Source organism: Puia sp. (assembly GCF_036500295.1).
In the GTDB taxonomy this organism is placed as follows: Bacteria; Bacteroidota; Bacteroidia; order Chitinophagales; family Chitinophagaceae; genus Puia.
Window position 1 is genome coordinate 123,493 of record NZ_DASYCH010000017.1, and the last position, 14,986, is coordinate 138,478.

The window sequence follows — 14,986 nt, forward strand, 5'->3', positions numbered from 1 at the left end:
AACTTTGCGGCCGAATGAACAATGAGGTGCTTCTTGGATCATTTTTACATTCACCCCGCCTGTTCCAATTGGCGGACAAACTCCTGCTGTCCACCCCGCAACGAGTGGCCTGCAAGAACCTCCAGGGCAGCTCCCCCGCCTTCCTCATCACCGCCGTTTTCCAGCACGAAAATACCAGCCAGCTAAATCACCTGATCGTCTGCGAAGACGCCGAAGCAGCCGCCTATTTGCACAATACCCTGGAAAACCTTACCGGCGCCCTCGACCTGTTCTACTTCCCCTCCTCCTTTAAGAACAAAAAGAACTACCGCCTGCTGAACAGCAGCCATGTCATGCTTCGCACCGAAGCCCTGACCCGCCTTTCGGCAGCCATTTCCAACTCCTCCCGGGACGCGGCAAAAAAGCTGATCGTCACCTACCCCGAGGCCCTGTTCGAGAAAGTAGCCCTGCCCCAGGCCCTCTCGCAAAACATCATCTCCCTCAAATCCGGCGATACCCTCGACCTCAACGGCCTGCTGGGAAAGCTGGTCGACAAGGGATTCGAACGCACCGACTTCGTCTACGAACCGGGTCAATTTGCCCTCCGCGGCGGCATCCTGGATATCTATTCCTTTGGTAATGAGAAGCCTTATCGCGTCGAACTCTTTGGCAACGATGTTGACTCCATCCGCATCTTCGACCCCGAGACCCAACTTTCCGAACGCAAACTGCTCCAGGTCAATATCATTCCCAACGTCGAAAACAGATCGGACACCGGCGAGAAGATCTCCCTGCTCGAATTTCTTCCCGAAAATACCGTCATCTGGATGCAGGATTGGGCCTTTACCCACGACCGGCTCACCATCCAGGAAGAAGACCTCGGCCTCTTCCTCGAATTACCCCGCCCCGCCCCCCCCGCAAAAGGCGTCGAGGACGAGGATAAGATGGAAAAAACAGTCGTCACCGCCGCCGATTTCGTTACGGCAACCGAAGTGGAGAACCAGCTTCGCCGCTTTCATCTCGTCGAGTATGGCCCCTCCGCCGGCTCGCCTTTTGAGAGTCCCTATATCATCGAATTCCACACGCGCCCACAGCCTTCATTCAACCGCCAGTTCGATCTCCTCATCCGCGACCTGAAAACCCTCGAAGCAAAGAAATTCGCCCTCTACCTCTTTGCCGAGAACCCCCGGCAGCTCGAACGCCTCCACACCATCTTCGAAGACCTGAAGGCGGAGATCCCCTTCACCCCGATCGCCCATTCCATCCATGAAGGGTTTATTGATGAAGATCTGAAGATAGCCTGCTTCACCGACCACCAGATATTCCAGCGCTATCATAAATATAAGGTCAAACAGGCCTATAATAAGAACAAGGCCATCACCCTTCGCACCCTCCGCGAATTGCAGCCCGGCGACTATGTTACCCATATCGATCACGGCCTTGGCGTCTATAGCGGCTTGCAAAAGATAGAGGCCAACGGCCGCGTACAGGAAGCCGTACGCATCATCTATAAGGATAGCGATATCCTCTATGTCAATATCAACTCCCTGCACAAGATCTCGAAATACACCGGGAAGGAAGGCACGGTGCCAAAGGTCAACAAACTGGGCAGCGACGCCTGGCAAAAGCTGAAAGAGAAGACAAAGACAAAGGTGAAAGAGATCGCCTTCGATCTCATAAAACTCTACGCCCAGCGCAAAGCGGAAATAGGCTTTCAACACGCCCCCGACAATTATATGCAGACGGAGCTGGAAGCCTCCTTCATCTACGAGGATACCCCCGACCAGAGCAAGGCCACGGCAGACGTAAAAAAGGACATGGAACAACCCTCACCCATGGACCGGCTCGTCTGCGGAGACGTGGGCTTTGGAAAAACCGAAGTGGCGATAAGAGCAGCCTTCAAAAGCTGCTGCGACGGAAAGCAGGCCGCCATTCTCGTACCCACCACCATCCTCGCCTTCCAGCACTTTAAGACGTTTAGCGATCGCCTCCGGGACTTCCCCGTCAAAGTCGACTTCATCAACCGGTTCAAATCCTCGAGAGAAAAGAAGGAAACCCTGAAAGACCTTGAAGCCGGCAAGATCGATATCATCATCGGCACCCATGCCCTGCTTGGAAAAGAGGTGAAATTCAAAGACCTCGGCCTTCTCGTCATCGACGAAGAACAGAAATTCGGCGTCGCGCACAAAGAGAAGATAAAGACCCTCCGCACACATGTGGACTGTCTCACGCTGACGGCTACACCCATCCCCCGGACGCTCCAGTTCAGCCTCATGGGCGCCCGCGATCTCAGCATCATCAACACCCCGCCGCCCAACCGCCAGCCGATCCAAACCGAGCTGCATGGCTACGACGAAGATTTCATCCGGGATGCGATCTATTATGAAACGGAACGCGGCGGCCAGGTGTTTTTTATCTATAACCGCGTTCAGGGCCTGGCCGAAATGTCGGGGATCATCCAGGCGCTATGCCCCGACCTCAGCATCGGCTATGCCCACGGACAAATGGAAGGCCACGAGCTGGAAGACCGTATCCTCAACTTCATCGACAAAAAATACGATGTCCTCGTGTGTACGAACATCGTCGAAAGCGGCGTGGACATCCCCAACGTCAATACCATCATCGTCAACAACGCCCATCATTTCGGGCTTAGCGATCTCCACCAGCTGCGGGGAAGGGTAGGGCGGAGCAATAAGAAAGCGTTCTGTTACCTGCTGGCGCCTTCTCTTGCCACCCTGCCGACCGACTCGCGCAAGCGGCTTCAGACCCTCGAACAACACAGCGATCTCGGCAGCGGATTCCAGATCGCCATGCGCGACCTCGATATCCGCGGCGCGGGGAACATGCTTGGCGGCGAACAAAGCGGTTTCATGGTCGACATCGGATTCGAAACCTATCAGAAGATCCTCAATGAAGCCATCAAAGAGCTGAAACGCACCGAATTCCGCGATCTCTTCAAAGAAGAGATCTCCAAACAGGAAGATTATGTCCAGGACTGCACCATCGACACCGATCTGGAGATCCTGATCCCCGACGGCTACGTGGAAAGCATCACCGAAAGACTGTCGTTGTATACCCGGCTCGACAATTGTGACGACGAGGGCGAACTGGAAAAATTCCACGAGGAAATGATCGATCGCTTCGGCCCCATCCCCCCGCAGGTGGAAGACCTTTTCGATACCGTTCGCATCCGGAAACTCGCCGTCAGCCTCGGCTTTGAAAAGCTGATCCTGAAAGAAGACAGGATGCGCTGCTATTTTATCGAACGGCCCGACTCCCCCTATTTCGAATCCGAGACCTTCCGGCTCATCCTGGAATACCTGCAAAAACATACCAATAAGGCCAGACTCAAACAGGCCGGAAGACATTTCCTGCTGGTGGCCGACGACATCCGGTCCATGGCCGATCTCCTCGCCTTTCTCCGGCGGATGAGCAAATTTGTCCTCGCCCCAAAAGCCCTTCAGGGGTAAATGTTTGACCTTAGAAGTTCGGAAAATCCATAAAAAGGATGGTATATTTAAGGGAACAAAACCACTGAACATGCCGGAAGAATATCCCCTCTCCACCCCCACGAGTGACGAAAGAATGCTGGCCATCCTTTCTCACGTGCTGGCCATCGTCCCGGGAATAGGCATTTTGGGCCCCCTCATCATCTGGCTGATAAAAAAAGACGAATCTCCCTTTGTGAATGAATCCGCCAAAGAATCGCTCAACTTCCAGATCACGATCATCGTCGGCTGGATCATCGGCTGGCTGACCGCGGTTGTACTCATCGGGTTATTTATCCTGGCCGCGGTAGCCATCGCTAACTTTGTCCTGGTGATCATCGCCACGATAAAGACAAGCGAGAACAAGATCTATCGCTATCCTTTCAACCTCAGACTGATAAAATAGGGGGTTAAAGGGATTTCTCCATAATATAATGGGGGATCGTCACCTCTTCGAATTCATTCCCGGAGATGCCATAACCGAGCTTTTGGTAGAACCCGACCGCCGTTTTCCGGGCATGCATACAGAGTTTCCTGTAGCCGAGGTCCCGGGCGATATTCTCGGCAAAGATCATCAGGGCGCGCCCGACACCCTTACCCTGCATATTATTGGGGACAGCCATCTGGCGGAGACGGACCGTTTGGGTATCCATCGGGGACAGCAGACAACAGCCAAGCAGCTTCTCATCTTCGAATGCTCCCATAAGGATATCATCCTTCTCCCGCTCGAGCTCTTCCTCGGTAAAGTATAACCCCAGAGGCTTACGCAATATTTCATTGCGCAGATTCACCATCTGTTGATACTCCTTTGTCCCATGATCTATCATCCTAAGCGCCATGCTGTTGTTGTATTTTCGGTACCTTCGGCCGGTTAATGGCCTGGCCCCGGTCCGGGGAGGCCGAAGTTATTTAAATTTACTAATTCCGGGCAGTAAATCTCGTCGAAATGCGGGAAATGGCTCAAAAATCACTAAATAGACCACCCCCGGGCCACTGGTCATCAAATAGGCCCGCCGATTAAAACTTTAAAATTAAAAAATGGGTTTTTGTTCTGTTAATCGGAAAATAATACTTTTGCATCCGTATAACTAAAATTTAATCAAAATGTCAGACATCGCTACAAGGGTTAAGAAGATTATCGTCGACAAACTGGGGGTTGAAGAAGCAGAGGTTACTAATGAGGCTTCCTTCACAAATGATCTGGGGGCAGACTCCCTGGATACGGTCGAGCTGATAATGGAATTCGAGAAAGAGTTCAACATCTCTATTCCGGACGAACAGGCTGAGACCATCACTACCGTAGGTCAGTCTATCGCTTACCTGGAAGAGCACGCAAAATAAGCATTGGCTGCATAACGTTGTTCTGGGTTTCACCGCAATAAACTCGTTTGATCCGCCTTTTCAAGCATTTGGGCTTAGAAGGCGGATTTTATCCTTATTCAAATACTAATTTCCTGGGAAAGTCCACTATGCAATTGAAAAGAGTCGTCGTCACGGGCATCGGCGCCCTCACACCGCTAGGTAACAATACACAAGACTATTGGAAAGGATTGCTTGATGGCGTTTCCGGTGCCGCCCCCATTACCCTTTTTGATGCTTCGAAATTCAAAACCAGGTTTGCCTGTGAACTAAAAGGATTCGACCCCCTCCAATACCTCGACAAAAAAGAGGCCCGCAAGGTAGACCGCTATACGCAGATAGCCCTGGCGGCCAGCGACGAGGCGGTAAAAGACGCGAACATCGACAAGGAAACCATGAACCCCGACCGCATCGGTGTAGTGTTTGCCAGCGGTATCGGGGGACTCATTTCCTTTCAGGACGAGGTGATCAATTTCGCCAAGGGCGACGGAACACCCCGGTTCAACCCCTTCTTCATTCCCAAAATGATCCTGGACATCGCGGCAGGCCAGATATCCATGCGGCATAACTTCCGCGGCCCCAACTTCGCCGTGACCAGCGCCTGTGCTTCTTCCACCAACGCCATCATGGAGGCCTTCAACCTGATCCGGCTCGGTATGGCCGACATCCTGATCAGCGGCGGCTCCGAAGCGGTAGTCAGCGAGGCCGGCGTCGGCGGGTTCAACGCCATGAAAGCGTTGAGCGAACGCAATGACGACCCGGCAACCGCCAGTCGCCCCTATGACAAGGACCGGGACGGCTTCGTAATGGGCGAAGCCGCCGGAGTGCTGGTTCTGGAGGAACTCGAACATGCCAAAGCCCGTGGCGCCCGGATCTATTGTGAAATTGCCGGTTGCGGCGCCACCGCGGACGCCTATCACCTCACCGCCCCGCATCCCGAAGGACTCGGCGCAAAGAACGTAATGCTCGCCGCCCTGCAGGATGCCCGGATGAAGCCGGAAGACCTCGACTACATCAATACCCACGGGACCTCCACCCCGCTTGGCGACGTAGCGGAGATAAAGGCGATCGTCAACGTATTCGGCGAACGCGCCTTTAATATCAATATCAGCAGCACCAAATCGATGACCGGACACTGCCTCGGCGCTGCCGGGGTCATCGAGGCCATCGCCTGCCTGCTCAGCGTCGTCAACGACAAGATACCACCGACAATTAATCATTTCACCGACGATCCCGAACTGGATACCCGGCTTGATTTTACCTTCCTGAAACCACAACAAAAGACCGTTAGAGCCGCTCTGAGCAACACCTTCGGATTTGGCGGTCACAATGCTTGCGTTATAGTAAAGAAATATCAGGCCTAACCTTGAATAAATACCCGGATGAAGGCCAATAACTGGCCAATTTGTCTAACGGCCTCCATTTAGCATTGGTCAAAGGACAAATAATTTTTTATTGGGTGAAAAAACCGTAGATTGTTATAGTGGGAATTCTCGAACGTATTATAAAGGGCGACGCCGCCGTCACTTCGTTCAAAAAGCAACTTCGCAATGTGCTCGGGTTTACCCCGGGCAAGGCTGTCCTTTATATGACGGCTCTTACCCACCGCTCCGTAAAGGACGGGGCCGACGAGAATAACGAACGGCTGGAATACCTCGGCGACGCCATCCTCAGCGCCATCATCGCCGATTTCCTCTTCAAAAAATACCCCTACAAAGAAGAAGGCTTCCTCACCGAAATGCGGAGCAAGATGGTCAACCGCAACCAGCTGAATGAGATTGCCATAAAAATGGGCCTCAAGAAGATCAGCAATTTCAATAAGTTCGACAGCAGCCTCAAGATGAGCCAGATCTTCGGCAACACCCTCGAAGCCATCGTAGGCGCCATCTATCTCGACAAAGGATTCGAAAAGACCCGTCAGTGGGTGATCGAACGCGTTATACAACCCTATCTCTTCCTCGACGATCTCGAAAATCTCGAGATCAATCACAAGAACAAACTCTACGGCTGGGCCAATAAAAATGGCAAGAATCTCGAATTCGAGACCCTCGACGAACGCATCGAAGGCGGGCGCAGACTCTTCACCGTGGGAGCCGTCGTCGACGGAGAATTACTATCCCAGGGCAAGGCCTATAATAAGAAAGACGCCAGCCAGATCGCTGCCCAACTCGCTCTTGATAAGCTGGGTCTCAGCAAGTTAGATGGTGGCGAAGAAGCCTCCTGATCTCCTCTCATACCCGGGTATGCGGCAATTGGGTAGTCTGCCGTGAAAATTTTTTGCATGTTTGCTTGCACAATCATGGTATTTGTACTACTTTTATCACCTACTTACCTCAAACTACAACGACGCCATTCCTGGGCGCGCAGTACCCCAATCATCCTTCTATAAGTCAAAGACCATTACTCTCGCCCCCCGGCGGCAGCAGATAATCCACTATTTACTATGTGAGAGAAATCCACTATTCACTATGGTTTACCCCTGAGCGGAACAGGATACCTGTACCTCCTGAGCCGTAGAACGCAACCACATCAATTAATTAACCACTCGTGAACATGAAAAAGTTTTACTCATTTATCTGTGCCGCATTTCTTCTTTCTCTCACCGCTTCAGCCCAGTTTTCGGCTACCTATACCGCAGTTCGGCCCGGCAATTGGGTTGCAACCGGCGGTGCTACCGATCCCACCATCTGGCTTTCGGGTCCCCCCCCCACCGTTTGTAACAACTGTCTGGTCAACCTGGCGGTTCCCGGCGGCGGCGTCATCAACATGAACGGCCAGTTGGTGCTCAACAGCGGCTCGTCCCTGGTCATCGGACCCGGCGTAACCCTCAAGTTCAACCCTTCGACCGCCACCTCTTTCTCCGACCAGAATAACCCGCCTTATTCCATCGGACTCAACGACATCGGTCATAACACCATCACCTGGTCGGATGCCACATCCACCATCGATGCTACGGCACTCGGCACGGGCGGCTCCAACGTCGGAAAATTTGACGGGGTCTTCACCGTTACCACGATCACCACGAATGTCGATTATGTATTCCTGAAAGAGATCGGCCGGGATCCCCTGCAATTTCACAACGACCTGGTTGTCAATAGCAGCGCCTCCGTCCTCGGCCTCACCTTCAGCGGCCCCAACACCCTGGACAACCTCGGTACGCTGCCGATCCTGCTGTCTTCCTTCACAGCTTCCCTGGATCAGGACGTCGTAGACCTGGCCTGGACCACCACCCTCGAGATCAACGCCGACCACATCGCCATTCAGCGTAGCGTCGACGCCGGTGCTCATTGGACCACCATCGCGACCGAAGCCGCAAAGAACACCACAGGCCTTCCCACGAACTATACCTATGCCGACACAAAGCCCGCAGCCGGAACCAGCGAGTACCGTCTCCAGCTGGTCGACAAGGATGGCAAGTATACCTATTCCCAGGTAAAGGTGATCCGCAACGGCCTGATCGGTACGGTCAGCGTATTCCCCAACCCCGCACATGACGTGGTCAACGTCACCGTCGGCGGCAAATCCACCGAAAGTGTACTGGTCCGCCTCTACAACCAAACCGGTCAGCTGGTGCAGATGAAGAATGTCGCCAATGCCGGCGGGACTACCGTCGCCCTGGGCGTCAGCGGATATGCAGCAGGCTCCTATACCATCGTCGTAAATGGCGCCGACGGTGCCAGACAGGTATCGACTGTGTTGATTACCAAATAGTCTACACTCTTATAACAATAGACGCAAAAGCCGCCTCCATCGGAGGCGGCTTTTGCGTACAATAAAAACTATCCTTTCTGAGTTATTAGATCAAATCCATATCCGTCGCTATGAGCCGCCGTGATCCATCCTACCTGAAAAAGCTATGCCTTGCCATAGGCATCGGGGTCATTCTCCACCATCCCGCCTCCGCTCAATGCGTCAACAACCTGGGCACGAAAACCTATGATACTGTCCTGACAAACACCGGTTTCGCCATCTACAGCCTCAACTTACCCCAATTCAACCCCGACTCGGGTCAGCTCGTTTCCGTCCGGTTTACCGCCACCGTCAACTCTACCTACGGATTCAATCTTAAAAATATCGACGCCAGCCCGGCCACCTATGATCTGAACATCGGCCAGGAAGACCAGATCAACGTGCCGAACCTCGCCCCCTATCTGAATATAACCCCGATGTATGTCGGAACCTATACCCTGGCCCCGGGACAATCGCAGGTCTCGGCGCCCTTCCCGTTCATGAACAACCACGTCTCCACGGACAGCATCACCGGCAACGTCGCTCCCTTCCTGGGCAACGGAAAGATCAACGTCAGTTATATGTCCTTTGCCTACACCAACCTCTGGGCTTATAATCACGCCAACTATCAGTTCGGCAACGATCTCAACAGCAGCACCCAACTGTCGATGCAATACCTGTATTGCAAAGCGGGCGTAGTACTGGAAACCGATCTCATCCGCTGGAGCGCCGTGCTGACTGCACCCCGCACCGTGAAACTGGACTGGTCCGTCGCAGATGAAAAGGCAGGCCGGCAATACGAGATCCAACGAAGCGAGGATGGCCATAGCTTTATCACGATCGGCATGCTCGCCGCCGGCAGCAGCGACGCCACCGCTGACTATACCTACACCGACGACCTTCCTCCCACCACCACCGGCAGCCGGTACTACCGCCTGCAGATACGTGATAACACGCGGTTCTCCTGGTCTCCGGTAAAACAGATCTCCGTCGAAGCGGCCGGAAAAGCCCTGCGCATCTTCCCCAATCCCGCAACGGATCATATCGATATTGCAACAGGTACGGCCAACAGCGATTGGCAGGTCGACATCCTCTCCGCAACCGGTGGTCTCGTCCAACGCAGCAACTTCCCGCAATCCAATTTTCTCCACATCGTGTTCAACACGCATTTGTCCGCGGGCACTTATTTCGCGCGCATTACAGACCTGCGCGGTCAGAAAGTACAGGTGTCCTCCTTCATCGTCACAACGCTCGATTGATCTTCATCAAAATTTAATCTCCCTCGCGTCTCCGAAGAATAAAATACGGCATCCGCAATATAACAGGGGCCAACTCATCGCTTCTCCATGCATAGCTCGATCAACACTCCATGGGTATCCTTTGGATGCAGGAAGCAAACGAGCTTGTTGTCCGCACCCTCCTTCGGCTCGGCATTAAGCAGGGTAAAACCCGCCGCCGCCAGCCGCTGCATCTCGGCATGGATATCGGCCACCTCGAAGGCAATATGGTGCATACCCTCGCCGCGTTTGTCGATATACTTGCTGATCACACTCCCGGACTCCAACCCCTGGACCAGTTCGATCTTGGTTTCTCCCTGCCGGAAAAAAGCCGTGTTCACTTTCTCCCCGGCGACCTCCTCGGTCTTATAACACGGAGTCTGCAACAGGGCCTCAAACAAGGGAATACTGACGGCCAGGTCTTTGACGGCGATGCCGATATGTTCCACTTTGAGCATAGGCAAACATAGGATAAAATTCCGGCCAGCGCGTACCTTTGAGGGATCATGAAGCTGCCCATCTATCTCGATTATAACTCCACGACACCCGTCGATCCGCGGGTGCTGGAGGCCATGCTGCCCTATTTCACAGAAAAATTTGGCAACGCGGCAAGCCGCAGCCATGCCTTCGGCTGGGAAGGGGAAGAGGCCGTGGAGATCGCCCGCGAACAGGTCGCCCGGTTGATCGGCGCGGAGCCGAAGGAAGTGGTCTTCACCTCGGGTGCCACGGAAGGCGATAACCTTGCACTGAAAGGTGTTTTCGAGACCTATGGGTCAAAAGGAAATCACCTCATCACCGTCGTCACCGAACACAAAGCCGTGCTCGACAGCTGTCATCACATCGAACGGCTGGGCGGCGAGATCACCTGGCTGCCGGTCGACAGGGAAGGACTGATCGACCTCGCCCAACTGGAAACAGCCATCCGGCCAACAACGGTCCTCATCGCCGTGATGTACGCAAATAACGAGATCGGGGTCATCCAACCCATAAAGGCCATCAGCGAGATCGCCCGGCGACACGGGGTCCTTTTCTTTACCGATGCAACCCAGGCCGTCGGAAAGGTCCCCATCGATGTCAACACCGACGGCATCGATATCCTCACCCTCAGCGCCCACAAGATCTATGGCCCCAAGGGGATCGGCGCGATCTATGTCCGGCGGCGCAATCCCCGCGTGCGACTGGGCTCCCAGATGGATGGCGGCGGACACGAGCGGGGAATGCGCAGCGGAACCCTGAATGTTCCCGCCATCGTAGGTCTCGGCAAAGCCTGCGAGATTGCCGGCCGGGAAATGACCGCCGAGGCGACACGCATCGCCCAACTCCGCGATAGACTGGAAGCGGGACTGCTAAAAATAAAAGGGGCCAAAGCCAACGGAAGCCGGCAATTTCGCCTGCCGCACACGACAAATATCTCTTTTCCCCGCGTGGACGGCCAGGCGCTACTGGCCGGCCTTGGAAAAGATGTGGCATTGTCCTCAGGCTCGGCCTGCACCTCGGCGTCGATGGAGCCAAGTTATGTGTTGAAGGCCCTGGGAGTCGCCGACGACCTGGCGCACAGCTCGTTACGCCTTGGGCTGGGCCGGTTTACCACGGATGAAGAAGTCGATTATGCAATCGGCAGGATCGCCGACACGGTTCGGAATTTGCAGGAAGAATCCCCCAATTAATACATACAAACAAAACCGTATGTACTAATTAAAATTATTTTTAATGTAAATTTGCCGCGCTCGTAGCCGTTTTAAACCAAACAAATTTGATCCCGGAAATTCATCCGTTCGTCCCCGCAAACGGGCACCAAGATCGGCCAAAAAGAAGGTGAAAAAAGTGGGGTCAAATGGGCTGAAACAAAAAACCCGCCTGATTAAGGGCGGATTTTTTCATGCAGTTGGTTTCGGTTGAATGTCTTTATGGACTTCCCCATTAATATCTTATTTCGAAGGATCGGCTTGACGACAAGAGTATGCGAATATAGGGATTCCTTTTGTTCTACCCACTTTTCCACCTATCAAATTTCAAGTATTTTTTCACATTTTATTTAATTTAATGTACATGCACATCGCGTTAACGGCATGTTTATGCAATAATATTGAAGGATTGAACGATTATTGTCTATACTTTCGCGTTTATGTGGGCTGTATGCAAAAAAGAACTCCGCCAATTCTTTAGTAGTCTTACCGGTTATATCGCCATCATCGTTTTTTTGCTCCTCAACGGGCTCCTCCTCTTCGTTTTCCCCGACACCGATATTCTGGCCTTTGGCTATGCCACGCTGGATAAATTTTTCGAGCTGGCGCCCTGGATCCTGTTGCTGCTGATACCGGCAATCACGATGCGGAGCTTTTCAGATGAATTTCGCATGGGGACCTTCGAGACCCTGCAGACCGTTCCGCTTACCCGCACCCGGCTGGTCCTGGGAAAGTATTGGGCAAGTCTGATCGTCGTACTCATCGCCCTGCTGCCCACCCTCGTCTATTTTCTTTGCATCCAGCGGCTCTCCGGCCAGGGCGGCATCGACACCGGAGCGACAATAGGCAGCTACCTCGGACTCATGTTCCTGGCCGGCGTATTTACCGCAGTGGGCATCTGGTGCAGCAGTTTTACAGCCAACGCCGTCGTAGCCTTTATCGTAGCGGCGTTTGCCTGCTTTATCCTCTATAGCGGTTTTGGGGCGATCAGCGCCCTGCCCGTTTTCAGCGCGGGACTCGACTATTATATCGGTATGCTCGGCATCGATTTCCACTACCGCAGCGTAAGCCGCGGAGTGGTGGACGGCCGCGACGTACTCTTTTTCCTAAGCGTTATCTTTCTGTTTCTCTATCTCACCGGCCGGCATCTGCAAGGCAGACAACTGGCGGGTCCACGCAGACAGGCCTGGATACGCCCCGTAGCCCTGATCGCGGTGCTGACCGTTATCAATCTGGCCTCCACCCATCTTCATTACCGGCTCGATCTCACCCAGGACCGGCGCTATACCCTCAGCGCCCCGACAAAGGAACTCCTCGGCCGGGTCGACGACAATATCCAGGTAGACTTCTTCCTCGCAGGTAATCTCAAAGCCGGCATCCGCAACCTGGCCAAAGGCGCCGACGATCTCCTGCAGGAGATGAACGAATACTGCGACGGCAAGATCCGGGTCCATGCCTTCGATCCCCTCGCGACGCTGAATGACACGGCAAAGGCCGCTTTCCTCGATTCCCTGCAGCGGATGGGGATCCAGCCCATGACCCAGGTAGCCCAGGTAAAAAAAGGCGAAGAAGAGAGCCAAAGGATCGTGATCCCGGCGGCGATCGTCCGCTATAAGGGCCGGATCTTCCCCGTAAACCTGCTGACAGGGGTGAAGCTGGGCGGCGGCGACCAGGCCGAACAGCAACTCTACTCCAATGCAGAGACCCTCCTCGAATACAAGTTCGGCAGCGCGATAGACAAAGTCACGGCAAAGGACGTCCCACGGGTGGGCTATGTGCTGGGCAACGGCGAGCCACTCGACTATCGGGTGTACGATCTCATCGAAGATATCCGGCATAATTATCGGTTCGGCCTCATCCCGCTGGATAGCGCCGCGGTGATCCCCACCGATTACAAAGCCATCGTGATCGTAAAGCCCACCATAAAATTTACCGAACGCGAAAAGCTCACCCTCGACCAGTACGTTCTCCACGGCGGCCAGATCATCTGGGCCGTAGATGCCCTCCACGCAGAGAAAGACAGCCTCCGGCAGGAACAGGGAACCATCGCCTATGACCGTGGACTCGATCTGGAAGACATCTTCTTCCGCTATGGAGTACGGCTCAACAAAGACCTCGTCGAGGATGGCGGACAAAGCGCCAATCTCTCGCTCGTCGTAGGCATGCAGGGCAACAAACCCCAGATCGAAGCACTGAAATGGCCCTACTACCCATTGCTGAACGGCAGCCTTACCCATCCCATCTCCAAGAACCTCGACCCCGTGTTGTCGGAATTTGCCAATTCCATCGATACGGTATCGGCGCCCGGGATCAAAAAGACCGTATTGCTCCAAACCTCCGCCAATTCCCGGCGGGTGAGCACACCGGCGCTGATCACCCTCGATGTGCTGAAGTATAAGGACGATATGAAAATGTTCCCCGAGTCGAATATTCCGGTAGCGATGTTGCTCGAAGGAAAGTTCCGCTCGCTGTTTGCCAACCGGCTTTCTTCCGAACTGGCGGATAGCCTGGCGAATGTCTACCACACGCCGTTTTTGCCGGAGGCGAAAACGCCTTCGCGGGTGATCGTTTGCTCGGACGGCGACATTTTTATCAACGAAGTGACCGAACGCGGTCCACTGCCCCTGGGCTTTAGCGCCGACAACAATTATACTTTCGCCAACAAAGATTTTATCGAGAACTGCCTCGAATACATGGTAAATCCTTCTCATATTCTGGAGACACGTTCCAAGGACTTTACCCTACGGCTGCTGGATCCGGCAAAGGTGGAAAGCGATCGCGCCTTCTGGCAGTTTATCAACATCGGTCTGCCCATCGTGCTGGTTGTATTGGGCGGTTACGTATACCAACTGATCCGCCGCAGAAAATTCGCGAAAGCCTAGCCCGCGCGGGCCGCGGGCCTATTTAAGGTAAAATTAACATTTATTCCGCGCCGCCCGGCGCAACCCATCCTCCCCGGAATGCGTTTGCATTCCCAAACCTATTACTACGCCATGAAAGTCCACCAAACTACTCTGCTTCTGCTGCTGTTCGTATCAGCCTGCAGCAGGGATCATGAGAACTCCATGCCGCCGCCGCCGACTGGCCTCCAGGCAATGATGACCGGCAAATGGACCATCAACAACGTGACGACCTTGTATTTCGATTCCACCGGCGAACCCTTCGGTGTTGGGAAAAACCTTTACGTGACTCCTCCCGGTTATTATTTTCAGTTCAACAGCAACAGCACCTGGATGGAAGTGCTCGCCGACACGCTCTCGATCAACGGAATGGAGGGAACTTATTCCATCGCCGGGGACAGCAGCTTTATCCTTGTAAATCCGGCCGCACCCGGCCCGGAAACCTGTATCGTCGACACACTTACTTCCAGCATGTTTGTCTTCCATCATGAGCGGAGTACCCATTACAACGGCGTCACACCCGGGTTCCTTCGCTATCGCTTCCACATGACCCGCGGGAACTAACGAAC

The 14,986-nt window shown here is 53.9% G+C and carries 12 protein-coding genes; 10 read left to right on the top strand and 2 right to left on the bottom strand.

Annotated elements, in window-relative coordinates:
* The first annotated feature begins 14 nt into the window (after nt 1–14).
* Both mfd and VGM48_RS05485 read left to right on the top strand, forming a co-directional pair.
* Nucleotides 15–3,449: a transcription-repair coupling factor gene (gene mfd, locus VGM48_RS05480; RefSeq protein WP_331576850.1), complete on the top strand. Its 3,435-nt coding sequence runs from the start codon at nt 15–17 to the stop codon at nt 3,447–3,449.
* A 70-nt stretch (nt 3,450–3,519) separates the two neighbouring features.
* Nucleotides 3,520–3,873: a DUF4870 domain-containing protein gene (locus VGM48_RS05485; protein ID WP_331576853.1), complete on the top strand. Its 354-nt coding sequence runs from the start codon at nt 3,520–3,522 to the stop codon at nt 3,871–3,873.
* Nucleotides 3,874–3,877: 4 nt separating this feature from the next.
* Here VGM48_RS05485 and VGM48_RS05490 read toward each other — a convergent pair whose 3' ends face one another.
* Nucleotides 3,878–4,306, bottom strand: coding sequence for a GNAT family N-acetyltransferase (locus VGM48_RS05490; protein ID WP_331576855.1), 429 nt, complete (start codon nt 4,304–4,306; stop codon nt 3,878–3,880).
* 265 nt (nt 4,307–4,571) lie between these two features.
* Here VGM48_RS05490 and VGM48_RS05495 point away from each other — a divergent pair, with 265 nt between their 5' ends.
* The 5 genes from VGM48_RS05495 to VGM48_RS05515 all read left to right on the top strand — a co-directional run bounded on the left by VGM48_RS05495 (nt 4,572) and on the right by VGM48_RS05515 (nt 9,814).
* Complete coding sequence (locus VGM48_RS05495) at nt 4,572–4,808, top strand: acyl carrier protein (RefSeq protein WP_331576857.1); 237 nt, start codon at nt 4,572–4,574, stop codon at nt 4,806–4,808.
* 128 nt (nt 4,809–4,936) lie between these two features.
* Nucleotides 4,937–6,190 carry a beta-ketoacyl-ACP synthase II gene (fabF, locus tag VGM48_RS05500; RefSeq protein ID WP_331576858.1) on the top strand — a complete coding sequence of 418 codons (1,254 nt, stop codon included), beginning with the start codon at nt 4,937–4,939 and terminating at the stop codon, nt 6,188–6,190.
* Nucleotides 6,191–6,309: 119 nt separating this feature from the next.
* On the top strand, nt 6,310–7,050 hold the full coding sequence (rnc, locus tag VGM48_RS05505) for a ribonuclease III (protein ID WP_331576859.1): 741 nt from the start codon (nt 6,310–6,312) through the stop codon (nt 7,048–7,050).
* Between the two features lie 329 nt (nt 7,051–7,379).
* Nucleotides 7,380–8,537 carry a T9SS type A sorting domain-containing protein gene (locus VGM48_RS05510; protein ID WP_331576861.1) on the top strand — a complete coding sequence of 386 codons (1,158 nt, stop codon included), beginning with the start codon at nt 7,380–7,382 and terminating at the stop codon, nt 8,535–8,537.
* A gap of 110 nt (nt 8,538–8,647) precedes the next feature.
* Nucleotides 8,648–9,814 (top strand): T9SS type A sorting domain-containing protein, encoded by a 1,167-nt coding sequence (locus tag VGM48_RS05515; RefSeq protein ID WP_331576863.1) that lies wholly within the window; start codon nt 8,648–8,650, stop codon nt 9,812–9,814.
* Between the two features lie 74 nt (nt 9,815–9,888).
* On the opposite strand, the gene mce is transcribed toward VGM48_RS05515, so the two are convergent.
* A complete protein-coding gene (gene mce / locus VGM48_RS05520; RefSeq protein WP_331576865.1) occupies nt 9,889–10,290 on the bottom strand; it encodes a methylmalonyl-CoA epimerase in 402 nt (133 codons plus the stop codon).
* Nucleotides 10,291–10,338: 48 nt separating this feature from the next.
* On the opposite strand from mce, the gene VGM48_RS05525 reads away from it, so the two are divergent.
* The 3 genes from VGM48_RS05525 (at nt 10,339) to VGM48_RS05535 (ending at nt 14,981) form a co-directional block, all read left to right on the top strand.
* Nucleotides 10,339–11,499, top strand: coding sequence for an IscS subfamily cysteine desulfurase (locus tag VGM48_RS05525; protein WP_331576867.1), 1,161 nt, complete (start codon nt 10,339–10,341; stop codon nt 11,497–11,499).
* Between the two features lie 458 nt (nt 11,500–11,957).
* Nucleotides 11,958–14,399, top strand: a complete 2,442-nt coding sequence (gldG, locus tag VGM48_RS05530; RefSeq protein WP_331576869.1) for a gliding motility-associated ABC transporter substrate-binding protein GldG — start codon at nt 11,958–11,960, stop codon at nt 14,397–14,399.
* 111 nt (nt 14,400–14,510) lie between these two features.
* Entirely contained in the window at nt 14,511–14,981 is a 471-nt protein-coding gene (locus tag VGM48_RS05535) for a hypothetical protein (protein WP_331576870.1), read from the top strand.
* Nucleotides 14,982–14,986: the final 5 nt, after the last annotated feature.